Source organism: Pseudarthrobacter raffinosi, from assembly GCF_023913735.1.
Lineage (GTDB): Bacteria > Actinomycetota > Actinomycetes > Actinomycetales > Micrococcaceae > Arthrobacter > Arthrobacter raffinosi.
In genome coordinates this window covers 39,555-62,253 of record NZ_JAMXBH010000004.1, presented here as the reverse complement: position 1 = coordinate 62,253, position 22,699 = coordinate 39,555, and the positions used below count along the sequence as shown (strand labels likewise).

The window sequence follows — 22,699 nt, the reverse complement described above, 5'->3', positions numbered from 1 at the left end:
CATCGAGGCCGGCACAACTGAGTCGATTAAACTCGAAATCTTTGGTTTGAAACCATTGCTGCCCCCAGGAAGTAACCATGAAATCCCACCTCCGCCCCCTCTTGATGCTGTTCGCAACCATTCTGCTCGTGTTCATGACAGGACTATCAGCAGCCCAAGCCGCCAGCCCGCACTTTAAGCGTGGCGGTACGCCTGTCTGTACCGTGGTCCTTTCGGACGGCAGGAGCACTGCAACAACCGTCTGCAAGGCCACACTCGCGGGCCTTGGAAATGAAGATCTCGTGGCCACTGTCTCCGTTGAGGGTACTGCCGTTTATCAGTGCCAAAACCAGGGCGGAAACGTCGCACCAGGACAAAACAAGGTACTGGTGGGACCGGCAACGGTAGCCACTCCAGTTCCTCGCGATGCTGTCAAGAACGGGACCCTCAGACTCACCACACTTCCAGTCGTACTCACGGCTCCCGAGACAGTGAGTGGAGCCGACGCTGGGTGCCCGAACCCGAACTGGACAGGCGTCAACCCGGTGCTGACGGTGACGTCAATCACCCTAGTGATCGAACAGCCCCTTGGAACTGTCATTTTCACCTGCACAGCGAGCAACCCGGACGGACTGACCGGAACGGTGCCGCTTACCTGCTAAAGAGCCCGAGTCCGGGGACAGCCTGATCCCCGCGGTTCAAGCTGCCCCAATTGCAAGGCTCCAGAATGTGCTTCCCTCGGAGGCGCATTCCGGGGCCTTCGGCCTGCCCGGGTCACCCGGCTGCGACGGCGGCATCGAACCGTTCCAGCGCGATCTCGGCGAGTACCGGGGACGGCAGCAGTGGTTCCGTCACGAGGTCGGCGCCGGCTTTGGCCAGCTGGTCGTGGAAGAACCCCGGCGCGAGCAGGTAGGAGGCAATCACCACGCGGCCGCCGTCGTCCACGGCCCCCGCGGACTCCCCCGCCCCGGCACCTCCGGCCAGCTCCTGGCGGAGCATGGCGACGGCGTCGGGCACCGACGGCTGGGCAGAGGCACCGTAGGCGGGCAGAATCCGGTTGCGCCGCAGCTCCCGCAGCTGGTCAGCGAGCTCTTCGACGCTGCCGGCGGCGTTGGGGTTGGAGGAGCCGGCGGCGGCGAGGACGATCGCGTCGCGGTCCGTGACGCCGGCTTCGCGGAGGCGCTGGTCCAGGAGGGCGGCGAGCCGCGGGTCCGGGCCGAGCGGCGCGGCAGCCAGGCTGCCCGTACGGCTTTTCACGGCCCGGGCGATGTCCACCTTGACGTGGTAGCCCACGCTCAGCAGCAGAGGCACGACGACGGCTTTGTCCGCTTCGGGCAGCGACGCCACCACGTCCACGAGGTCCGGCTGCTGGACGTCCACGTAGGCCTCGCGAACGTCAAGGCCCGGGCGCAGGGCAGCGATGTTTGCGCGCAGGGCGTTGACCTCCGCGGCGCCCTGAGTACTGGACGTCCCGTGGGCGCAGGCGATCATGATCGGGTTGTTCATAGGGGCTAGCGTAACGTTGGAGCCGCCCTGTCCGCCCACCATGAAACTGCCGGGACGCCTCATGACATTGCCGTTCGACACATTGCCGTTCGGCATCGACCTTGTATGGCTGGACCTGGCCGGAGTCTTCTTCTTCGCCGTCTCCGGGTCGTTGTTGGCGGCACGGAAGCAGTTCGATCTGGTGGGGTCGCTACTGCTGGCGTCCCTGGTTTCCCTCGGCGGGGGCGTCATCCGCGACATCATCCTCAACACCACGCCTGCGGCCTTCTCCAACCCCGCGTATCTGGTTCCCCCGGTGCTGGCGACCGTCCTGGTGTATTTCCTGTACTCCAGCGTGCAGCGGTACACCTCGCTGCTGGTGCTGTTCGACGCAGGCGGGCTGGCCCTCTTCTGCATCACCGGAACGCTGAAGGCCCTGGCCCTGGGGATGAACCCGGTGGCCGCCATGCTGCTCGGCGTGACGACGGCGGTGGGCGGCGGCCTGCTGCGGGACATCACCGCGAACGAGGTGCCTCAGCTGTTCAACCCCCGGGACCTCTACGCGCTGCCGGCCTTCAGCGGGGCGGCTTTGACCGCGCTGCTCTGGGTGACAGGGGCCTTCAACGCGTTGACGGCGTGCGCGGTGGCGGCCGTGGTGTTCGCTTTCCGAGTGGTAGCGTGGCGCCGGTCCTGGTATGTTCCGCTGGCCGTGCATGGCTGGCACCGGCGGGGCTCCGGTGGGGACTCCGGCGGCGGGGACGGGGCAGGCGGCTTTGGGGGCCCGGGCGGCTTTGGGGGCGGTGGGGCTGATGGGGCTGATGGGGCTGGCAGCGGCTCGGGAGCACGCCGCAGTTAGCTAGGATATGAGCATGACTGACATGTTCCTCGAGAAGTTCCGCGCGCTTGTTCCAACGTATCTCGAGGACGAATGGCAGGAAGAAGATGGCCTGCCCGCCGACGAACTGGACGCGGCCCTCGCCGAACACCAGTTCCAGGTCCCGTTGGTGCTGAAGGAGTTTTACCTGGCGGTGGGCGGCTGCGAGGACATCATGGAGGCCTACCACTACTTCTGGGATCCTGAAGAGCTGGAAGTGGATGACGAAGGCTTCCTGATGTTCCTTGAGGACGAGGAAGAACAGTTCACCTGGGGCTTCCGCGTAGGCGACCTCGGCATCCCGGACCCCATCGTGTACCGCCGCAACAACGCCCGCGGTCAGTGGAAGAGCGAAGAAGGCACCTTCTCCGAGTTCGTCTTCGACATGTTCGAGTGGGCCTTCAACGAAGAGGAAGAAAACTAGGGTCCTCCCCTGCCCGGCCTGCGCGGCCTAAACGGGGCACTTCGACACGGACGCGCCGCTTCCTAAGCCAGTTTCTTCGGACACGTCGCCCAAAGTGCCCCACGACGGCGAGACTCACCTCGCACCGAAAGCCCCCTGCCGCGACAGTTCCAGTACTGCCAACACCTGGCCCACCATCCGCTCAGGGTGATAGACAACGTCGTCATAGCCGAATCTGAGGCCAAGACGTCCGCCGATGACTGTGGCATTGTTGCGCTTTCGGTCCTTTTTTACTTGCCGTGGTTCCAGATGCGTACTGCCGTCGGTTTCCACCACGAGCCACTCCTCAATAAGGAAGTCCACTTCTCCCACTCCCGGAAGCTCTACATGCCTTCGTACATGGAGGCCCGCTCGCCGGAAATGGTAGTTGGCCAGCACCTCCAGGATGGAATCCGCCCTGGGGACCACGCTGTCGAGGACGGACCTGGCGCGGGCGTTGCGGTTTCCCGAGAGCTTGCGCCGCAGGAAATCCAGGCTGATGTCGCCCCGCTGGGCTGCGCACTGAAGCATGACCAACGATTCCACTGCCGGCAAGCAACGCAACGAATGAATCAGGACATCGGCCAGACCGGCCACCGGCAGCCATGAGTGGGACGGGTGGAGGCATTGGCCGTGGGTCAACATCCCCGGCGGTGTCCTCTTATGCCCTGGACTGAGGTGCACGGAACCAGCGTCATGTATCGTCCACAGCTGGTACGTGGGGGCGGCCGACAGACATGTCAGCAGAGCGTTGTGCTGAAGCGCCAGGGCTACCACGCCTGCCTCACGCGGCATGCTGTAGATGCCTCGTCGAATCCGCACAATTCGCCCGGCCGCCAGTGCTTTGTCGAGGGAAGTTCGGGAAAATCCGGCCTCTCGGAGCGTCGAGGCCCGGGCTACGCCTGCCCGCGCGCCGAGAAAAGTCTCAATATCCATTACTCCACGGTGCACCTGGACCACAGCAAAGGGCAGACCCAAGGTGCCGCATGTGGACAACGCGGCCGTCGCGGGGCACTTCGACACGGAAACGCCGTCTCTCCAGCCCGGAAGGCCCATCGGACGCCGCAATGTGCCCCACGAAGGACGAAGTAGCCTGTGACACGCGGAGTAACAGCAGGCTTGCATCCTGTGACAAATCTGTCATATACTGTTCACGGATCCGCTAAACGCCTCCGGCGGGTCTGATGCGAACGGAGATATAGCCCCGGTTCGACGCAACGTGTGATTCGTATCGTTGCTGAGAACCGGGGCTATTGCATTTAACGAGCGAGGGCCCCGGCCAGGTTCACCCCGCCGAGGCCCCGCTGCAAAGAAGAGAATCAGCTGGCGCGGTCCACCACAGCCAGGGCGAAGTTGGACAGAGAGGACTTCACAACACCCTCGGGAAGCGGCGCCAGTGCGGCAATGGCTTCGTCGGCCCAGCGGCGGGCAATCACCCAGGACTCGGCAGTGACGGGGTGCTCGCGCAGTCCGGCCACGGCGGCAGCCAAGGCCTCGTCCGAGGTCAGGTCCCCGTCAATGAGCTTCAAGAGTTCGACGGCGGACTGGTCACCGGCAGCAGCATCGCGCCGCAGGAACAGAACGGGCAGCGTGGGCACACCCTCGCGGAGATCCGTGCCCGGGGACTTGCCGGACTTCACCTTGACGCCGGTGACATCAATGACGTCGTCGGCGAGCTGGAAGGCCACGCCCACCTTCTCGCCGTACTCCACCAGCAGGTCCTCGTAGGCCTCGTCGGCACCGGCAAAGATGGCACCGAGCTGGCCCGAGGCGGCCACCAGGGAACCGGTCTTGTCCGCGATGACGGACAGGTAGTGCTCCACCGGATCCTCGTCCGGACGCGGGCCCACAGTCTCGTGCAGCTGGCCCAGGCACAGGCGCTCGAACGTCCGGGCCTGGATGCCCAGGGCTCGGGAACCAAGCTCGGACACCAGGATGGACGCGCGGGCAAAGATGAGGTCGCCGGTGAGGACCGCCACGGAGTTTCCCCAGACCTCGTGGGCCGTGGGGGCGCCGCGGCGGAACGGGGCCGAGTCCATAACGTCGTCGTGGTACAGAGTTGCCAGGTGGGTCAGTTCCACCACCACGGCCGCCTGCACGACGGCAGGCAGTGAGGCGTCGCCAAGGTGGGCGCACAGCAGCGTCAGCAGAGGCCGGATACGCTTGCCGCCGGCTTCCACGAGGTGACGCGACGTTGCATCAGCCAGCGGATCGGAGTTGGCAATGGCCTCGCGGAGTTTCTTCTCCACGCGGGCAAGGTTATTGGTGATGGCGGGGCCCAGCTCGGCGTCCTCCGCGATGGCCGCGAAGCCCGCGGGCAGCTGCAGTCCCGTTGCAATGGCGGTGGTATTGAGGCTGGGTTCGGAGTCCGGCAGGCCGTGCCCGGCGTGCGTCCAGCTGTGGTCTGCGGAGTTAGTCACTGGTTAACCCTAACTTTTTGTTGCGGATACCGCTGGTTCGATGCCGGTGGGGTGTTGGAGGTGGCCGGAACCAGCGACTCCAGGACGCGGATGGCCCGGTCCTCGAAGCTTTTCGCGGCCGGGTCGGTCAGGTTTGCGAGCAGCCGCACTATAAAGCGCATCAGCACGGGTATGGGCATCCCGGTCCGCAGCGCGAGCTTCATAATGGCGGGTTTTCCTATCAGGGCGGCAAATGCCCGGCCAAGCGTGAAGTGCGATCCCCACTGGCCCCGCACATAGTCCGCGTACCCCGCGAGGTGCGCGTCGGCGTCGTACATTGCCCCCGCAGCAGAGGAACGGGCGGACGCGTCGACGATGAACTCCGCCGCGAACCGTGCCGATTCCATCGCGTAGGAGATGCCCTCGCCGTTGAACGGGGAGACCATGCCGCCGGCGTCGCCCAGGAGCAGGAGGCCGGGCGAGTAGTGCGGGGTGCGGTTGAAGCCCATGGGCAGCGCGGCGCCGCGGATTTCGCCCACTTGGTTGTCCGGGGTGAAGCCCCACTCGGCGGGCATGGCGCTGGTCCATTCGCGCAGGACCTGCTTGTAGTCGAGCTTGCCGAAGTCCCTCGACGAGTTCAGGATGCCGAGGCCCACATTGGAGGTGCCGTCGCCGACGCCGAACACCCAGCCGTAGCCGGGGAGCAGTTTTCCGTCGCGGCCGGGGAGCTCCAGCCAGCCTTCCATCCAGTCGTCATCGTGGCGGGGCGACGTGAAGTACGTGCGGACGGCGACGCCGAGGGGGCGGTCGTCCCGCTTCTGGATGCCCAGCGACACGGCGGTTCGGGTGGAGTTGCCGTCTGCGGCGAGTACGACGTCGGCGCTGAAGTCGCGTGACTCCCCCGTCTTGCGTCCGGACTCGTCCAGGAGCGCTGCGCGGACGCCGGTCACGCGGCCGTCTTCAGACCGCAGGGCTTCGGTGACGCTGTGCCGCTCGAGGATTTGTGCGCCGGCGGCCTGGGCGTGGCGGGCCAGTTCCTCGTCGAAGCCCAGCCGGGTGCGGATGAGGCCGTACTGCGGGAAGTCGGAGACCTCGGGCCAGGGCAGTTCGATGGTGCGGCCGCCGGCGATGAGGCGGAGGCCCTTGTTCCGGCGCCAGCCGCCCGCTTCAGGGTGCGGCAGGCCGAGCTTCTGGATTTCGCGGACTGCCCGCGGGGTGAGGCCGTCGCCGCAGACCTTCTCGCGCGGGAAGCTGGTCTTTTCCAGGACGGTCACGCTGATACCGGCCTTGGCAAGGTAGTACGCGGCGGTGGAACCGGCTGGCCCCGCGCCGACAATCAGAACATTCACAGGTCAGCGCTGGATGTTTCGTCGGAGTTTGGCCACGGGGCCCTTGTGTGCGGCGATGGCCTCCGCTGCGCCCTCCGGCGTTGATTCCAGCGGCTTGGTGGCACGGTGCACGGCCACGATCCCGCCGGTCAGGTTGCGGTACGTGACCTTTTCCCAGCCGGATTCCTGCAGCCAGGCGGCCAGGTGGTCCTGATCCGGCCAGGCGCGGATGGACTCGGCGAGGTAGACATAGGCGTCCGGGTTGGAGGCCACCTTTACGGCGATGGCCGGCAGGGCGCGCATGAGGTATTCCGTATACATGGTGCGCCACAGCGGCACCACGGGCTGGGAGAACTCGGCGATGACCAGCTTGCCGCCGGGCTTGGTGACGCGGAGCATCTCGGCCAGCGCCTTCTTGGGCTCGTTGACATTGCGCAGCCCGAACGAAATGGTGCTGGCGTCGAAGCTGTTGTCCGCGAACGGCAGATTGGTGGCGTCGCCGGCAACAAAGTTGATGTCCGGGCGGCGGCGCTTGCCAACCTTGAGCATGCCGAGGGAGAAATCGCAGGCGATGACATCTATGCCTGCATCGGCATATGGCTCGCTGGAGGTGCCGGTTCCCGCGGCCAGGTCCAGCACCCGCTGGCCCCGTTTCATGTCCATGGCGTCCACCACGATCCTGCGCCAGCGGCGGGTTTGCCCCATGGAGAGGACATCGTTGACGACGTCGTACTTAGGTGCGACGTCGTCAAACATCGTGGCTACTTCGTCCGGACGCTTTTCCAAGGATGCTCGGTTCACCATGCAATTGTCTCAGACAAACTTGAGAAGGACTTTCGACGAGCCCGTCCCGCGGTCCGAAGCCACGGCAAACGCCTCGGCCACGTCACCGGCGTCGAATGTGTGCGTCAGCAGCGGCTCAACGTCCAGCCCATCCGCCAGGTACGCGAGGGCGTCATCCAGTTCGTCCGCGAAGCGGAACGTCCCGCGGTAATCGATCTCCCGGAAAACGAGTGCGGCGAGCTCGGCCGTCACGGGCCCGGCCGGCAGGTTGCCCACCTGGACCACGGTGCCGCCGCGGCGCACGGCCGCGAGGACACCGCCCAGGTCCTGGACGACGTCGCGAGCATGCGCGCCGCACGGCCGGACCTGTTCTCCGCCCCTGCCGTGCCCGAGCGACGCACGGGGCGTCCGGCCCGGGTCTGACACGCGCGGGAGTAGTGTGGTCTCATCATGACGAGCACGTTCCGCACCCTCACAGTCCCCCTGGATGGCACCGCGTCCGCCGGCGGACTGCCGCAGTTTCTGGTCCGGGACGACGTCCTCTGCTGGACCCGCCGCGAAGCCGGCCTGGTGGGCTTCGGCGAGATCGCCCGCTTCACCGCCACCGGCCCGGAGCGTTTTCTCGAAGCGGATATCTGGTGGCGCCACCTGGTCCTCGAAGCGGACATCACCGACTCGGTGGAGCTGCCCGGCACCGGCCCGGTGGCTTTCGGATCGTTCGCGTTTTCCAAGAAGTCCACCCATGTATCGCGGCTGATTGTGCCGGAGATCGTGGTGGGCGTCCGCGACGGCCGGTACTGGCTCACCCAGTTGACGGTCGACGACGGCGAACTCACCGAGGCGGGCGCCCTCGCCGCCCTGGCCGGCTGGCTGAGCGGTGGCAGCACCGCCGGTGATGTCCCCGCCGAGCCGGCCGGCGCCGTCGTGCGTCCTTTGCCTTCCGCCGACGGGGCCACACTGCACACCGGTTCGCTCAGCGAGGAAGACTGGATGGCCGCCGTCGCCGCCGGCGTGGCGGAGATCCGGACCGGTGCGCTGGAGAAACTGGTGCTGGCGCGGGACATTGTGGCCACGGTGCCGTCGGGCGTGAACGCCGCGCAGGTGTTGCGCGAGCTCGCCGTGCGGTACCGCGAATGCTGGACGTATGGCGTGGACGGGCTCGTGGGCGCCACCCCGGAGATGCTGATCCAGGTGGAGGGCCGCACTGCCCAGGCGCGCGTGCTGGCCGGGACGCTGGACCGCCGCGATGCGCACGGCGAGTCCGGGATTCCCATGGATTACGCCGAGCGGGTGCTTGCCGGGTCGGAGAAGCAGCGGCATGAGCACGAGATCGCGATCCAGTCGCTGACGTCGCAGCTGGCACCGTTTTCCGAGGCCATGAACGCGCACGACGAGCCGTTCATCCTGGAGCTGCCGAACGTATGGCACCTGGCGTCGGACGTAAAAGCGGAGCTCGCCGAAGTGGAGGGCCACGTGCCCACGTGCCTCGCGCTGATCAATGCGCTGCATCCCACGGCCGCGGTCTGTGGCACGCCCACGCTGGTGGCCGGCGCCCTGATCCGCAAGCTTGAGCACCTGGACCGTGGCCCGTACGCGGGGCCGGTGGGCTGGCTCGACGCTGCCGGCAATGGCGAATGGGGCATCGCCCTGCGGGGCGCCGTGATTGAGGATCCGCATACCGTACGGTTATATGCCGGTTGCGGCATAGTGGATGGCTCCCAACCGGAGGCCGAGCTGGCGGAGACGTGGGCGAAGTTCCGGCCGATGCTGGAGTCACTGGGGATTTCCAACTAGGTAGCGCTAACTGTCGTTTTGAGCGTCCAAAACGACAGTTAGCGCTACTTACATGGGCGGCGTGTCCGGAATTCCAGTCACGGGCGGCCTCCCGGGTCTTGATTTAGGCTGTGATTTAGTTATCCAATAGTAAAACTAAGTTTCATGTGATGCACATCTCTCATTCGGCGCTACACTATGAACCGATTTAGTACCGCCTACCCCTGCAACAAAAGGTAAAGAACATGCAGCTCAAGTCCCTGGCCCAGGCCAAGTTCGCTGCCAAGGCAGCAGCAATCCTGGCCGCCGGCGCACTCACCCTCACTGCCTGCGGCGGCAGCACCACCCCGGCAGCGTCCGAGGGCGGCATCCAGCTCATCAACGCCGGCAAGCTCACGGTCTGCTCAGACGTCCCCTACGAGCCCTTCGAATTCCAGAAGGACGGCAAGATCGTTGGCTTCGACATCGACATCGCCAATGAAGTAGCCAAGGACCTCAACGCGGACCTCAGCATCGTGGACAGCTCCTTCGAGGCCATCGAGACCGGAACAGCCCTCACCGGCTGCGACGTCTCCATCTCCTCGATTTCCATCACGGATGTCCGCAAGTCGGTCATGGACTTCTCCAACCCGTACATGGACGATGACCTCACCCTCGTGGCCACCACGGCGTCCGGGATCACGGACATCAACAGCGCCAAGGGCAAGAAGGTGGGTGTCCAGCAGGCCACCACCGGCGCAAAGTACGCGGCGGAGAACGGCATCGACGCCCAGCAGTTCGAGGACAGCGGCCTCCTGGTCCAGGCTCTCCAGGCCGGCACCATCGACGCGGCCCTGGGCAACCAGTCAATCCTGGCCTACGCCATCAAGGATGACCCCAAGTTCGAACGTGTGGATGACTACGCTACGGGCGAGAAGCTGGGCATCTCCATCAAGAAGGGCAACACCGCCATGGCCGAGAAGGTCACCGGAACCCTTAAGCGCCTGACCGACGACGGCAGCCTGAAGAAGTTCGAAACCACCTGGTTCGGCGAGACCGCCAAGTAGCCGGCACCCCGGACTGACCTTCACAGCCCTGAGAACCACGCCGCTGGGGCCCCGCACGGACTGCGCTGCAGCCCGTCCGGGGCCTCAGCCACGCAAATGAATGTGAGCACCCCATGGCAATGACCGCACGTCAACGGGCCAAAGTGAGCCTGTATGTCCAGATCGGCATCTTCGTTGTGGCCGTGGCCGCGCTGGTCCTGGCCACCGACTGGAAGACCGTCGGCACCAGTGTCTTCAACTTCGGCAAGATCGGCCCGATGTTCCCGAACATCATCCTGGTGGGCCTTAAGAACACCCTGGTCTACACGTTCCTCGGCTTCGTCGTGGGCCTCTCCGGCGGCCTGCTGCTGGCCCTGATGAAGCTGTCCAGCTTCCCGCTGTACCGCTGGATCGCCACCGGCTACATCGAGTTCTTCCGCGGCATCCCGGCGCTGCTGGTGTTTATCGCGTTCGGCTACGGTGTCCCTCTCGCGTTTGGCGTCCAGTGGAACGTCACCCTCGTGGTCATGATCTCGCTGGGTATGGTGGCCTCGGCATATATCGCCGAAACCCTCCGCGCCGGCCTGCAGGCTGTGCCCAAGGGCCAGTTGGAAGCAGCCCGCTCGCTGGGCATGCCGCAGTGGCGGGCCATGGTGTCCATCGTGATCCCGCAGGCATTCAAGATCGTCCTGCCGCCGCTGACCAACGAGGTCATCCTGCTGACCAAGGATTCCTCGCTGATCTACGTGCTCGGCCTGACCGCCTCGCAGTACGAGCTCACCAAGTTCGGCCGCGACGGCATCTCCAGCCTGGGCGCAGGCCTGACGCCGCTCCTCGTAGCCGGCGCCTTCTACCTGGTCATCACCATCCCGCTGAGCCTCCTGGCCCGGAAGTTCGAAAGCCGCTCCGCGCGGACCAAGCGATAGGCAGGGAAGCCATGAACGACGTCGTAAATTCCTCCGCCGGCAACACCGGCACCATCAACGCGGCCGGCGTGTCCATCAAGGACCTCCGCAAGTCCTACGGCAGCAACGAGGTCCTCAAGGGCATCAGCCTGGACGTTGCCCCCGGCGAAGTCGTGTGCCTGATCGGCCCGTCCGGCTCCGGCAAATCCACCCTCCTGCGCTGCGTCAACCTCCTGGAGCAGCCCAACGAGGGCGCCATCCACGTGGGCGGCTTCGAAGCTACCGACCCCGACGTGGACATCGATAAGATGCGCCGCAAGGTGGGCATGGTGTTCCAGCAGTTCAACCTGTTCCCGCACCTGGATGCCAAGCGGAACTGCACCATCGCGCAGACGAAGGTCCTGAAGCGGTCCCAGGAAGAGGCCGATCAGGTGGCCCAGCACAACCTGGACCGTGTGGGCCTGGGGCACCTGTCCGACCGTTTCCCGGACCAGCTTTCCGGCGGCCAGCAGCAGCGCGTTGCGATTGCCCGGGCGCTCAGCATGAACCCCGAGCTGATGCTCTTTGACGAGCCCACTTCCGCGCTGGACCCCGAGACCGTGGGCGATGTCCTCTCGGTGATGCGGAACCTCGCCAAGGAGGGCATGACCATGCTGGTGGTGACCCACGAGATGGGCTTCGCCCGCGAAGTTGCCGACCGCGTGGTGTTTATGGATGGCGGCGTGGTGGTGGAGGAAGGCGTGGCCGAGCAGGTCATTTCCGCACCCACCCAGGCCCGCACCAAGGAGTTCCTGCGCCGAGTCCTGGACCCGACGCACATCGAGATCGAAGACTAGCCGCTTTCGACGCGCTGCCTGCCTGTCGACGCGCATATGCCCTGTCGCCACCGAAATACCGGTAGCGGCAGGGCATTTGCGCGTCATAGGGTCTTCCGCGCGTCAGCCAGCCGCGAGCGGGATCCTACGCTCCGGCGGCGGAAACGACGGCGGAAACGGCGGCCTTGATGCGGGCGTGGAGGGCGCGGAGGCCAACACGGTCCGTGCGGACTTCGATGATGCTGCGCCCCGTCAGCGGTGCGGCGAGCGCCTCGGCGAGTCCCGCCGTCGTACTTACCGAGCAATGCCCGACGCCGTACGCCGCCGCGAGTGCCGCGATGTCCACGCTGTGGGGGGTGCCGAAGAGACGCTCGACGGCGTCCGTGTAGTGTCCGGATTCACGGACCGCCCCGTGCTCCAGCAGATCAAAGATGGCCCCGCCGGCGTCGTTCAGCACCACGATCCGCAGGTCCGGCCCAGGTTCGCCGGACCCCAGGAGCAGGCCGCCGGCATCGTGCAGGAAGGTGACGTCACCCAGCAGCAGCGTGGTGTCCTGGCGGCCGCCGATGGCAATCCCGGTGGCGGTGGAGATGGTGCCGTCGATCCCGGCGAGGCCGCGGTTGGCGTACACCGTGGCCAAGGGCTCGGCGGCGGGCAGGCCGGCCAGGTCAACGTCGCGGATGCCGTTGGAGGATCCCAGCACCAACTGGCCTCGGGCGTGCTGCCAGACCTGGGCGCCCACGGAGGGTCCGGAAGCGGCGGGCTCGGCGGCCAGGACGCCGTCGAGCGAGTGCTGCGCGGCGGCCCCGGCTAGCAGCCAGGTATCCAGCCAGTCGGACGGGCCGCGGCCGGCGAAATCGGAGAGGTCGGCCAGGTTCTCCAGCGGAAGTTCCGTGCGCCGGCCCGGCTGGTACCAGGCCACGGGAACCGGCTGGTACAGCGCGGATGGCACGTCGGCCCGCTCCAGCAACGCAGCAACCGGGCGGGACAACGTTGGCCGGCCGAACATCACCACCCGTTCGATGGGCAGCGCCGCGGACGGTCCGAAGTGCTCCAGCAGCAGCCGGTACGGGCCCACGGCGTTGGGTCCGAACCTGGCGTTGGAGGAGGGCTCGGCCAGCAGCGGCAGGCCGTGTGCGCGGGCGAACGCTTCGGCGACCGGCCCGGCGTCGTGCCCTGCCAGCACCACGGTGCGCCTTTCCTCCAGGGAGGCAGCGGCGGGCGGCAGATTCATGGTGAGCGGGTCGGTGCCGATCCGGAACCGGGGATGCCCGGCCGCCGTCGGAAGCCCCTCCCCCGGTGCGGGAACCAGCGGGTCGCGGAACGCCAGGTTCAGCTGGACGGGCCCGGGTGCGAGGTCGGAAAACGCTCCGGTGGCCGCGGCCAGCGCCGTTTCCACCGCGCGCAGCGGGTTGCTGCCGGCCGGGACGTCGGCGGCGAAGCGCACGTGCTCGCCGAACAGGTCCAGCTGGATGGTGGTCTGGTTGGCACCGGTCCCTTGCAGCTCTTCGGGCCGGTCCGCTGACACCACCACCAGCGGAACGGCGGCGTGGTTGGCCTCCATCACGGCGGGCATGAGATTCCCGACGGCGGTGCCTGAGGTGGTGAGGACGGCCGCCGGGGAGCCGGTGGACAGGGCCAGGCCAAGGGCCGTGAAGCCGGCGGAACGTTCGTCGATGCGGACCAGCAGGTCCACGCGGCCGGCCGCTTCGGCCTCGGCCAGGGCGTAGGCCATGGGGGCGGAACGCGATCCCGGCGAGACCACCACGTACTGGACACCACCGTCGATCAGGGCGTCGACGGCGATCCGCGCGGCGGCGAGGGAGTTCAGGGAAGTCACCGAACCAGTTTGCCATCCTGAGGACGCCTGCCTGTCCCGGGACTCCCGCGCGCAGGTACTAAGCGCATAGACTCGGACCAGAAGGAGAATCACATGGCAAAGGGCCCCACTGTTTACCACGTCGCCGAACGCGCGGGCGTCTCCATTGCAACCGTCTCGTTTACCTTCCGGCAGCCGGAGAAGGTCAAGGCGTCTACCCGCGAACTGGTGCTCGCTGCCGCCGACGAACTGGGCTACGTGCCCAGTGCCAGCGCCCGCGGACTCGCACGCGGCAGGACCGGCGCCCTGGGCCTGTTCGCCTACGACTACCTGTTGGATCCGTCGGGAGGCCCCGGCGTGCAGGGTGGGCCCGGTATGCAGGGTGGGCTGCCGGGCGGGCCGGGCGGACTGGCCGGCGCGCAGGGTGGGCTGTCAGGCGGGATCCCGCAGGAGCCGGCCGCGGGCGCGGACCCTGAGGACGGCGACCCTTTGGACGGAGACAGTGAGGAGGGGAACCTCCGCCTATTCCCCCTATACGTGGATGAGGTGCAGCGCGGTGTCGAACTGGAGTGCTGGCGCCGGGGGCAGGCGCTGCTGGTTGGCGGCGGCAATCCCGCGAACAACGAAGCGGTGCTGTCTGACATCGCCGGCAGGGTTGACGGGCTGGCCGTGTTCCCGCGCTCGGTTCCTGTCGAGGCCCTGGCCCGCATAGCCCGCCGCATCCCCGTGGTGGAGGTCTCGGAGAGCCTGCGTAACCGGGGTATGGACCATGTGACCGTGGACAACGCTTCCGGAGCGCGTGCAATCACCGAGCACTTGATCAATGTGCATGGACTGACCGAGCTGATGTTCATCGGCGCCATGCCGTCCTCCGACAACGACGAACGGCTCGAGGCATTCCGGAGCGCCCTCGCCGATGCGGGCGTGAAGATGCGGCACGAGCCCCGGTATCCCGCCGGCGGCGAGTTCGCCGTCGCGGAAACTGTCCGGACCATCTGCCAGCAGGGCTCCCTGCCGCAGGCCTTTGTCTGCGCCACCGACCAGGATGCGCTGGTTGTTATGGATATGCTGGCCGCGTGCGGCGTTAACGTGCCGAAACACGTGGCCGTGACCGGCTTCGACGGCATCGCCGCAGGGCGGGTCATCCGGCCTTCGCTCACCACAGTGCGGCAGCCCATGGAACGGATGGGCCGGACCATGGTGGAGCTGCTCCTGGACAGGCTGGACCACCCGGAGAAGCCCCCGGCGGATCTGAAACTGCCCGTGCGCGTGGTGCTGCGCGAAAGCTGCGGCTGCCAGCCGGTCTAGGCACACGGGTCAGGCTTACGGCCACCGCACGACGCCGGGCCTCAAGTGTCCCTTCGCGCCGTGTCGTTCAAAAAACTTAACGCCAGCTGTTGCCAACATCACATTCAATGCGCTTAGATTGACCTTACGAATCGAATCAAAGCGCTTAGATAGTTTCTGGCGGGATGGCTCCACCTCTCCTGCTCCCTCCGCGCCGTGCCACCTGCCGGCCCGCGGAACCACGAAAGGAACAATGATGATCCATCCGAATGCTAAGAAGGCAGCAGCCGTCGGCATCGCCGCCGCCCTGCTCCTAACCGCCTGCGGCAGGGACTCTGCCGGCCCCGCCGCATCGTCTCCGGCCGAAGCCATTGCCTCCGGGCCGCCGTCGGGCACCATCACCTTGTGGGCGCAGGGCAGCGAAGGCGAGGCACTGCCCGCCCTGCTGAAGGAATTCGAGGCCGAGAACCCCGGCGTCAAGGTCAACGTCACGGCCATCCCCTGGGACGCCGCCCTCAGCAAGTACCAGACCGCCATCGCAGGCGGCACCACCCCGGACGTCGCCCAGATGGGCACCACCTGGATGGGTGACTTCGCCGACTCCTTCGACGCCACACCCCAGGAGATCGACACCAGCGACTTCTTCCCCGGCTCGGTGAAGTCAACCGAAGTCGAAGGGACCACCTACGGCGTGCCCTGGTACGTTGACACCCGCGTGGTCTACTACCGCAGCGACCTCGCGGAAAAGGCGGGCATCACCAAGGCGCCCGAAACCTGGGATGACTTCAAAACCCTCGCCACGGCACTCAAGGAGAAGTCCGGGGCAAAATACGGAGTCCAGCTGCCCGCCGGCGTCGCCGGCTCCTACCTGGACACCCTCCCTTTCCAGTGGTCCAACGGCGCCAAGCTGATGAACGACGACGGCACCAAGTGGACCCTCGACACCCCGGAAGCGGCTGAGGCGCTGAAGTACTACGCCAGCTTCTTCGCTGACGGGCTCGCATCCAAGGCCGTGTCCACCGGAACCACCGCCGAAGCATCCTTCGTGGACGGTTCCGCCCCCATGATGATGAGCGGCCCATGGCACGTCGGCCTGCTCAACAAGGCCGGCGGCCCAGGCTTTGAGGACAAGTACAAGGTTGCCCCGATGCCCAAGGAAAAGACCTCAACGTCCTTCGTGGGCGGTTCCAACATGGTGGTCTTCAAGAAGTCCGAGAACCGCGATGCGTCCTGGAAGCTCCTCCAGTGGCTGTCCAAGCCCGAGGTTCAGCTCAAGTGGTACAAGGCCACCGGTGACCTGCCCTCGCAGCAGAGCGCCTGGAAGGACCCGTCCCTTGCGTCGGACAGCAAGCTCTCCGTCTTCGGAGACCAGCTCAAGTCCGCCAACAACCCGCCGTCCGTCCCCACCTGGACCCAGGTCGCGGCAGCCGCGGACAGCGAAATCGAACAGATCGTCAAGGCCGGCAAGGACCCCGCCGAAGCCCTGAAGTCGCTGCAGCAGGCCGCAGATTCGATCGGCACCGGGAAGTAACAGTGGCTGCCACCACCAACACGATGCCTGCCGGCACCTCAAGGGGTGCCGGCAGGCCTCCGGCCCGCGCAAAGGCCAGGGCAGGCGGCTCGCGCCGGCGCCGCAACGCCATCACCGCGTGGCTGTTCGCTGCGCCGTTCGTCCTGATCTTCGGCATCTTTATGCTGGGTCCGCTGGTGTCGTCGTTCCTGATGTCCTTCACGGATTTCACCAGCCGCGACATCGACAACCCGCTGGCTGTTGGATTCGTAGGGCTTGACCAGTACGCGGCACTGTTCCGGAATCCACAGTTCCTGCACTCGATCCTGAACACGGCCTACTTCGTGCTGGCCGGTATCCCCCTCACCACCGTCCTGGCCCTGGCCCTCGCGGTCGCCCTGAACAACGGCATCACCCGCTTCCGCACGGCCTTCCGCGTGGGCTTCTACACTCCCGTGGTCACCAGCATTGTGGCCGTAGCCGTGGTGTGGCGCTTCATCCTTCAGCCGGACGGCCTGCTGAACCTCATCCTCAGCTGGGTGGGCATCGCGGGCCCGGACTGGCTCAACAGCACCACCTGGTCCATGCCGGCACTGATCCTGCTCGCCGTCTGGCGCAACCTTGGCACGCTGATGATCATCTTCCTGGCCGGACTCCAGACGGTCCCCGCGGACATCCTGGAGGCCGCCGAAGTGGACGGTGCCAGCGCCTGGCAGCGGTTCATGAAGATCACGCTGCCCATGCTCCGCCCCACCCTGCTCCTGGGCACCGTCCTGCTGTCGGTGGGCTTCCTCCAGTTCTTCGAGGAGCCGTTCGTGATGACCAAGGGCGGCCCGCTGGACTCCACCCTTTCGGTCAGCTACTTCACGTTCAACCAGTTCGGGTTCGGCAAATACGGGCTCGCCTCGGCCGCCAGCTATGTGCTCTTCGTGGCCATCGCGCTGTTGAGCCTCATCCAATTCCGCGCCCTGCGATCCAAGGACTGAGGACATGACCATCCCGGAAACTGCACCAACCATCCCCCGCGCCCAAGCGGAACGGACGACGGCGGGAGGCACCCAGGTGCCGGCGTCGCCGCCCGTCCCGGCCCGCCGCCGTCGTACTGGCCCCCGGCTGTCCGCGCGCCGGGCGCTGATCTACGCGGCCCTCCTGGTCGCTGTCACCGCCACGCTGCTGCCGTTTGCCTGGATGCTGCTCGGCGCGTTCAAAACCCAGGGCGAGCTCCTCCGCCGGCCCATCACGTGGTGGCCGGAGCAGCCCACGCTGGAGAACTTCGTGGTCTGGTTCACCGAGCTGCAGATCGGCACGTTCTTCCTGAACAGCGTTGTGGTGGCCGTGTTCACGGTGCTCGGCAACCTGCTGTTCTGCTCGATGGTGGGCTATGCCCTGGCGAAGATGGACTTCCCCGGCAAGCGTTTCCTGTTCCTGCTGGTGATGGTCATGCTGATGGTCCCGGGCGTGGTGACGTTTGTGCCGCTGTTCGTCCTGGTCAGCAAACTGGGAATGGTCAGCACGTACCCGGCCCTGATCCTGCCGTTCCTCGCCGCGCCCATGGGTGTTTTCCTGATGCGGCAGTTCATCGCCGGGATCCCGGATTCGCTCATCGAGGCCGCCCGGATCGACGGCGCCGGCGAGCTGCGCACGTTCCTGCGGATTGTGATGCCCCTGTGCGGACCGCCGCTGGCCACGCTCGGCATCCTGACCTTCCTTGGTTCCTGGAACAACTTCCTGTGGCCGCTGGTTGTTGCGCAGAGCGAGGAAATGTACACCCTCCCGGTGGCCCTTTCCCTCTACTCCACGGGCCAGAACGCCACGGACTACGGCCTGCTCCTGGCCGGCTCGGTGCTAGTGATCACGCCCATCATCCTGCTCTTCGTTGCCCTCCAGAAGTACTTCATCCAGGGCGTCGCGGCCACCGGCATCAAGTAGCCGCTCCCCCGCCCAACCTCCCCGAGAGAGCCCCATGACTGCACAAGCCCAGAATCACGCACGCCCCGGGACGTCCGTCGCCGACGGAAACGCCGACGGAAAAGAGTTCCGGGACCTCAACGGAAACGGGATCATGGATCCCTTCGAAAACCCCGGCCTCAGCCCGCGTGAACGCGCCGCCGATCTGGTGACCCGCCTCAGCCTCGAGGAAAAGGCCGGGCTGATGTTCCACACGGTCATCGAAACCGGCCCGGACGGCACCCTCCTTGAGCAGCCAGGCAACATCAGCAAATCGCCCACCAGCACGGTAATCCTCACCAAGTTCATGAACCACTTCAACGTCCATGCGCTCGGCACCGCCCGGGAAGCCGCCCGCTGGAGCAACGCCCTGCAGGAGCTTGCCGCGCAGACCCCGCACGGGATTCCGGTGACCATCTCCACGGACCCGCGGCATGCGTTCATCGAAAACTCCGGCGTCTCGTTCACGGCCGCCCACTTTTCGCAGTGGCCGGAGCCGATCGGCCTGGCCGCGGTGGGCAGTGCCGAACTGATCCGCCGCTTCGCCGGGATCGCGCGGCAGGAATACACCGCCGTCGGGATCCGCGCGGCGCTGCACCCCACCGTTGACCTGGCCACCGAACCGCGGTGGTGCCGGCAAGCGGGAACCTTCGGGCAGGACTCGGAGCTCAGCTCGAAGTACGTCGTCGAGTACCTCCAGGGGTTCCAGGGCGATGAGCTGGGGTCGGACAGCGTTGCCTGCACCACCAAGCACTTCCCCGGCGGCGGTCCGCAGCGCGACGGCGAGGATGCGCACTTCCCGTACGGCCGCGAACAGGTCTACCCCGGCGGCCGCTTCGCCGAACATCTGGCCCCTTTCCGGGCCGCGATCTCCGAAAAGACCAGCGCCATCATGCCCTATTACGGCATGCCGGTGGGCGTGGAACTCGACGGCGAACCGGTTGAGGAAGTCGGCTTCGGCTACAACCGGCAGATCATCACCAACCTGCTCCGCGACAAGCTCGGCTACGACGGCGTGGTCCTCAGCGACTGGGAACTGGTCAACGACAACATCGTGGGCGACCAAGTCCTGCCGGCCCGGGCCTGGGGCGTTGAACAGCTCACCGCGCCCGAACGCATGCTGAAGATCCTCAACGCCGGCGTGGACCAGTTCGGCGGCGAGGAATGCACCGACCTGCTCATCGGCCTTGTCCGGGACGGGCTGGTCAGCGAGTCGCGTTTGGACGAATCCGCCCGCCGGCTGCTACTGGTGAAGTTCCAGCTGGGCCTGTTCGACAACCCGTTCGTGGACGAGGACGCCGCGGCCACCATCGTGGGGAACGCCGAATTCCGGCGCGAAGGACACCGTGCGCAGTCCCGGTCCGTCACGGTGCTCACCAACGGAACGTCCGACGTCGGGACCTCCCTTCCGCTTTCCGGCTCACCTGCCGTCTATGTGGAGGGCGTGGACCCGCTGAGCCTCGACGGTTTCGGCACTGTGGTGCAGGACCCGGAGCAGGCGGATGTTGCCGTTATCCGGCTTCACTCGCCGTGGGACCACCGCAACGACCTGTTCCTGGAGGAACATTTCCATGCTGGGAGCCTGGATTTCCCTCCTGGGCTGATCTCCCGGCTCCGCACCCTGGCCGAAAAAGTACCTCTGGTCATTGACGTGCGGCTGGACCGCCCGGCGATCCTCACACCCCTAACCGGCTTCACCTCAGCCCTGGTCGGCACGTTCGGCGTGTCGGACACGGCGCTCCTGGACGCCCTGTTCGGACGGACCGGGCCCGAAGGGCGCCTGCCGTTCGAGATCCCGCGGTCGATGGATGCCGTGCGTGCATCCCGATCCGACGTCCCCGGCGATACCGCCGATCCCCTTTTCCCGTTCGGGCACGGCCTGAGCCTGCCAGAGCCGGCAACGGCCACCTCCAATAACCGGCGCCGGCCTGATCGACTAGGACGCTCTCTCACCTTTGGCCTCCAAAAGCCAAACGCTCTCTCACTTGATGCGCCATACGACCGAACGCTCTCTCACTTTCCTGAAGAAAGTGAGAGAGCGTTGGCCGAAAACCCGCCAAAGGTGAGAGAGCGTCCTGGTGGGAGGGAACGGACCTAGCCTCGGAACACCTGGACCACTGACGGACGGGGCGCGCGCGCCTGGCCGCGGGCCGGCGTCGTGCCTTCCGCGACGTAGTCCGGGAAGAAGGAGTGCTGGTCATCGAACGAGCCGTCCTCACCCGGGTGCTGCACGGAGACGAACACGGTGCGCTCCTCGTCGTGGATGATGGGTCCGCAGGTCTCGCCGTCCCGCGGCACGGCCAGGAACTGCTCCACCTTGCCGCGCTCGGCGCCTTCGAGGGTGACCTTGAACAGGCCGTCGGCCTTGCCGATGCCGGAGGGGGCGCCGTCGGTGGAGATCCACAGGTTGCCTACGGAGTCGAACGCGAGGTTGTCGGGGCAGGAGATGGGCGAAACCTTGTCCACCGGGAAGCCGGAGAAGTAGGTAACGTCACCCTGGGCCGGATCGCCGCAGACCATCAGCAGGTTCCACTGGAACTTCGTGGAGGTCTGGTCGCCGGTTTCAGTGATTTCCACGATGTGGCCGTCGCGGTTCAGGTTGCGCGGGTTGACCTCCGTGGCGCCTTCCTTGCCGGCTTTGCCACGGTCCGAGTTGTTGGTGCAGGCAACGTAGACCTTGCCGGTGTGCAGGCTGGGCTCAACGTCCTCGGCCCGGTCCATCTTGGTGGGGCCAACCTTGTCGGCGGCCAGGCGGGTGTACACCAGGACCTCCTCGACGGACATGCCCTTCACAGCCGAAGCGCCGTCCACCACCAACGGAAGCCATTCGCCGGTACCGTCGAACGAGCCGTCGGCCGGGACTGTGCCCTTGCCGTCGATTTCAGCGACAGGCGAGTTGCCGGTGAACTTGGCAACGTAGAGGTTGCCGGCGGAGAGCAGCGTCATGTTGTGCTTGCGGTCGCCCTCGATGTACTTGTCCTTGGAGACGAACTTGTACAGGTAGTCGAAGCGCTCGTCGTCGCCGGAGTAAGCCACCACGTGGCCGGATTCGGCGATGATCACGTTGGCGCCCTCGTGCTTGAAGCGGCCCAGTGAGGAGTGCTTCTTCGGCATGGAGGTGGGATCGAACGGGTCAACTTCCACGATGTAACCGAAGCGGTTGGCCTCGTTTTCGTAGCCGGCTGTGCGGGTGTCGAAGCGCGGGTCGTCGAGCTCCCACTTGCGGGCCGTCGGCTTGGAAGTGATGCCGTAGCGCTTGTCCCCGGCGGACGTGCCGTTCCCCACGAAGTAGCCCTGGAAGTTCTCCTCGCCGGAGAGGATGGTGCCCCACGGGGTGGTGCCGCCGGCGCAGTTGCCCAGCGTGCCCTTGATGAAGCGGCCTTTGGAGTCCTCAGCGGTCGTGACCAGTGCCGAGCCCGCTGCCGGGCCGGTGAGCTCGTACACGGTGTTGTTCAGGTAACGGCGGTTCAGCGGCGCGCCCTTGACATAGGTCCACGGCTTGTTCTTGTTCTTGCGCTCGAGCTCGACGACGGACAGGCCGTGTGCAGCCTGTCCCACAGCGCGCATCTGCTCTGCCGGCATGGTGGCCGGGAACATGATGTTCTCGTTGGTGTATTCGTGGTTGGCGAACAGCACCGCGCGGCGGCCCTTTGAGCCCGGAATCTCCAGGATGTCGGTGTAGTCGTTGTTGTAGCCAAACTGCTTTTCCTGTGCGGCTGCCGTCTGGTTGTTCAGGTCGAAGTCCGGGGTGCCGTTGAAAATGGGGTCGCCCCAGCGGATCACGGGCTGCCAGGTGAAGCCTTCCGGAACCGTGACAGCGTCCACCGCTGCGTCAATTGAAGGGATGGGCGTGAACTTCAGCTTCGACTTGGTGAAGCCTTCCTTCGCGGCGGGTGCCAGGCCGGGGCCGCCGGCAACAGCCGGTTCCGCGGAGGTGACGGCGCTGCCAAGTACGACGGCGAGCGCACCGGCGGCGCCGAAGCCCAGGGCGGCGCGGCGGGACATGGTGGCGGACGCGATATCGCGGAAGTAGCTGTTGGAGCTGGTGTTGCAGACGTCGCCGGAGCAGGCGTTGTCGCATTTCAGGGCGCAGGTGACTGCACTGCGCTTGCCTTTGGTGTGGCCGAGCATGGGCAGCAGGGTGAACTTACGGGCTGTCGATTCAGACAAGGGGTGCCTCCAATATGACGATCGGGTCCCGGCCACCCTTTCAGCGCAGGTCGACGCCAAGCCGTCGGCAAGGTGAAGTTCAGGTTAACCGGCGGTGACCTGCAGGGATGTGAGAGAGCGTTGCCCAAAAACCCGCGTTAAGTGAGAGAGCGTCCGTA

19 protein-coding genes are annotated in these 22,699 nt (G+C 66.1%); 11 read left to right on the top strand and 8 right to left on the bottom strand.

Translation table 11 applies throughout. From position 1 onward, the window contains the following. Positions 1-753: 753 nt before the first annotated feature. Entirely contained in the window at positions 754-1,485 is a 732-nt protein-coding gene (locus tag NG698_RS04775; protein ID WP_252608390.1) for a sirohydrochlorin chelatase, read from the bottom strand. Positions 1,486-1,546: 61 nt separating this feature from the next. On the opposite strand from NG698_RS04775, the gene NG698_RS04770 reads away from it, so the two are divergent. Next, a complete protein-coding gene (locus tag NG698_RS04770) occupies positions 1,547-2,320 on the top strand; it encodes a trimeric intracellular cation channel family protein (protein ID WP_252608388.1) in 774 nt (257 codons plus the stop codon). Between the two features lie 13 nt (positions 2,321-2,333). Beyond that, complete coding sequence (locus NG698_RS04765; RefSeq protein WP_252598534.1) at positions 2,334-2,762, top strand: hypothetical protein; 429 nt, start codon at positions 2,334-2,336, stop codon at positions 2,760-2,762. Positions 2,763-2,876: 114 nt separating this feature from the next. Here the strand turns inward: NG698_RS04765 and NG698_RS21915 are convergent, their stop codons facing one another. The 5 genes from NG698_RS21915 to NG698_RS04735 all read right to left on the bottom strand — a co-directional run bounded on the left by NG698_RS21915 (position 2,877) and on the right by NG698_RS04735 (position 7,716). Continuing rightward, complete coding sequence (locus NG698_RS21915) at positions 2,877-3,716, bottom strand: type IV toxin-antitoxin system AbiEi family antitoxin domain-containing protein (RefSeq protein WP_374210078.1); 840 nt, start codon at positions 3,714-3,716, stop codon at positions 2,877-2,879. 383 nt (positions 3,717-4,099) lie between these two features. Next, positions 4,100-5,200 carry a polyprenyl synthetase family protein gene (locus NG698_RS04750; RefSeq protein WP_252598535.1) on the bottom strand — a complete coding sequence of 367 codons (1,101 nt, stop codon included), beginning with the start codon at positions 5,198-5,200 and terminating at the stop codon, positions 4,100-4,102. Continuing rightward, positions 5,197-6,528: a geranylgeranyl reductase family protein gene (locus NG698_RS04745; RefSeq protein ID WP_252608379.1), complete on the bottom strand. Its 1,332-nt coding sequence runs from the start codon at positions 6,526-6,528 to the stop codon at positions 5,197-5,199. The genes NG698_RS04750 and NG698_RS04745 overlap by 4 nt, the downstream gene beginning before the upstream one ends. Before the next feature lie 3 nt (positions 6,529-6,531). Then, a complete protein-coding gene (locus NG698_RS04740) occupies positions 6,532-7,308 on the bottom strand; it encodes a demethylmenaquinone methyltransferase (protein WP_246848588.1) in 777 nt (258 codons plus the stop codon). A gap of 12 nt (positions 7,309-7,320) precedes the next feature. Further along, complete coding sequence (locus tag NG698_RS04735) at positions 7,321-7,716, bottom strand: MDR/zinc-dependent alcohol dehydrogenase-like family protein (protein WP_252598537.1); 396 nt, start codon at positions 7,714-7,716, stop codon at positions 7,321-7,323. 24 nt (positions 7,717-7,740) lie between these two features. On the opposite strand from NG698_RS04735, the gene NG698_RS04730 reads away from it, so the two are divergent. From NG698_RS04730 to NG698_RS04715, 4 genes are all read left to right on the top strand, one after another. Next, positions 7,741-9,084 (top strand): isochorismate synthase, encoded by a 1,344-nt coding sequence (locus NG698_RS04730; RefSeq protein WP_252598538.1) that lies wholly within the window; start codon positions 7,741-7,743, stop codon positions 9,082-9,084. A gap of 224 nt (positions 9,085-9,308) precedes the next feature. Beyond that, positions 9,309-10,109 carry an ABC transporter substrate-binding protein gene (locus NG698_RS04725; RefSeq protein ID WP_252608377.1) on the top strand — a complete coding sequence of 267 codons (801 nt, stop codon included), beginning with the start codon at positions 9,309-9,311 and terminating at the stop codon, positions 10,107-10,109. Between the two features lie 113 nt (positions 10,110-10,222). Further along, a complete protein-coding gene (locus NG698_RS04720) occupies positions 10,223-11,014 on the top strand; it encodes an amino acid ABC transporter permease (protein ID WP_252608376.1) in 792 nt (263 codons plus the stop codon). An 11-nt stretch (positions 11,015-11,025) separates the two neighbouring features. Continuing rightward, complete coding sequence (locus tag NG698_RS04715) at positions 11,026-11,829, top strand: amino acid ABC transporter ATP-binding protein (RefSeq protein WP_252608374.1); 804 nt, start codon at positions 11,026-11,028, stop codon at positions 11,827-11,829. 124 nt (positions 11,830-11,953) lie between these two features. Here the strand turns inward: NG698_RS04715 and menD are convergent, their stop codons facing one another. Beyond that, a complete protein-coding gene (gene menD / locus NG698_RS04710; protein WP_252608372.1) occupies positions 11,954-13,648 on the bottom strand; it encodes a 2-succinyl-5-enolpyruvyl-6-hydroxy-3-cyclohexene-1-carboxylic-acid synthase in 1,695 nt (564 codons plus the stop codon). Between the two features lie 93 nt (positions 13,649-13,741). On the opposite strand from menD, the gene NG698_RS04705 reads away from it, so the two are divergent. From NG698_RS04705 to NG698_RS04685, 5 genes are all read left to right on the top strand, one after another. Continuing rightward, entirely contained in the window at positions 13,742-14,935 is a 1,194-nt protein-coding gene (locus NG698_RS04705) for a LacI family DNA-binding transcriptional regulator (RefSeq protein WP_252608370.1), read from the top strand. Between the two features lie 235 nt (positions 14,936-15,170). Next, on the top strand, positions 15,171-16,445 hold the full coding sequence (locus tag NG698_RS04700; protein WP_252598544.1) for a sugar ABC transporter substrate-binding protein: 1,275 nt from the start codon (positions 15,171-15,173) through the stop codon (positions 16,443-16,445). A 23-nt stretch (positions 16,446-16,468) separates the two neighbouring features. After that, positions 16,469-17,410, top strand: coding sequence for a carbohydrate ABC transporter permease (locus tag NG698_RS04695; RefSeq protein ID WP_256470811.1), 942 nt, complete (start codon positions 16,469-16,471; stop codon positions 17,408-17,410). 4 nt (positions 17,411-17,414) lie between these two features. Next, the gene (locus NG698_RS04690) at positions 17,415-18,353 is read left to right on the top strand and encodes a carbohydrate ABC transporter permease (protein ID WP_252608368.1); all 939 of its coding nucleotides are present in this window, start codon (positions 17,415-17,417) and stop codon (positions 18,351-18,353) included. Positions 18,354-18,387: 34 nt separating this feature from the next. Beyond that, positions 18,388-20,469 (top strand): glycoside hydrolase family 3 protein, encoded by a 2,082-nt coding sequence (locus NG698_RS04685; RefSeq protein ID WP_252608366.1) that lies wholly within the window; start codon positions 18,388-18,390, stop codon positions 20,467-20,469. Here NG698_RS04685 and NG698_RS04680 read toward each other — a convergent pair. Continuing rightward, a complete protein-coding gene (locus NG698_RS04680) occupies positions 20,466-22,541 on the bottom strand; it encodes a PhoX family protein (protein WP_252598548.1) in 2,076 nt (691 codons plus the stop codon). The two genes, NG698_RS04685 and NG698_RS04680, sit on opposite strands and share 4 nt — an antisense overlap. Between the last annotated feature and the right edge of the window lie 158 nt (positions 22,542-22,699).

Coding starts and splice junctions, on each gene's coding strand:
- NG698_RS04775 (WP_252608390.1), bottom strand. CDS start 1,485: ATGAACAACCCGATCATGATCGCCTGCGCCCACGGGACGTCCAGTACT.
- NG698_RS04770 (WP_252608388.1), top strand. CDS start 1,547: ATGACATTGCCGTTCGACACATTGCCGTTCGGCATCGACCTTGTATGG.
- NG698_RS04765 (WP_252598534.1), top strand. CDS start 2,334: ATGACTGACATGTTCCTCGAGAAGTTCCGCGCGCTTGTTCCAACGTAT.
- NG698_RS21915 (WP_374210078.1), bottom strand. CDS start 3,716: ATGGATATTGAGACTTTTCTCGGCGCGCGGGCAGGCGTAGCCCGGGCC.
- NG698_RS04730 (WP_252598538.1), top strand. CDS start 7,741: ATGACGAGCACGTTCCGCACCCTCACAGTCCCCCTGGATGGCACCGCG.
- NG698_RS04725 (WP_252608377.1), top strand. CDS start 9,309: ATGCAGCTCAAGTCCCTGGCCCAGGCCAAGTTCGCTGCCAAGGCAGCA.
- NG698_RS04720 (WP_252608376.1), top strand. CDS start 10,223: ATGGCAATGACCGCACGTCAACGGGCCAAAGTGAGCCTGTATGTCCAG.
- NG698_RS04715 (WP_252608374.1), top strand. CDS start 11,026: ATGAACGACGTCGTAAATTCCTCCGCCGGCAACACCGGCACCATCAAC.
- NG698_RS04705 (WP_252608370.1), top strand. CDS start 13,742: ATGGCAAAGGGCCCCACTGTTTACCACGTCGCCGAACGCGCGGGCGTC.
- NG698_RS04700 (WP_252598544.1), top strand. CDS start 15,171: ATGATCCATCCGAATGCTAAGAAGGCAGCAGCCGTCGGCATCGCCGCC.
- NG698_RS04695 (WP_256470811.1), top strand. CDS start 16,469: ATGCCTGCCGGCACCTCAAGGGGTGCCGGCAGGCCTCCGGCCCGCGCA.
- NG698_RS04690 (WP_252608368.1), top strand. CDS start 17,415: ATGACCATCCCGGAAACTGCACCAACCATCCCCCGCGCCCAAGCGGAA.
- NG698_RS04685 (WP_252608366.1), top strand. CDS start 18,388: ATGACTGCACAAGCCCAGAATCACGCACGCCCCGGGACGTCCGTCGCC.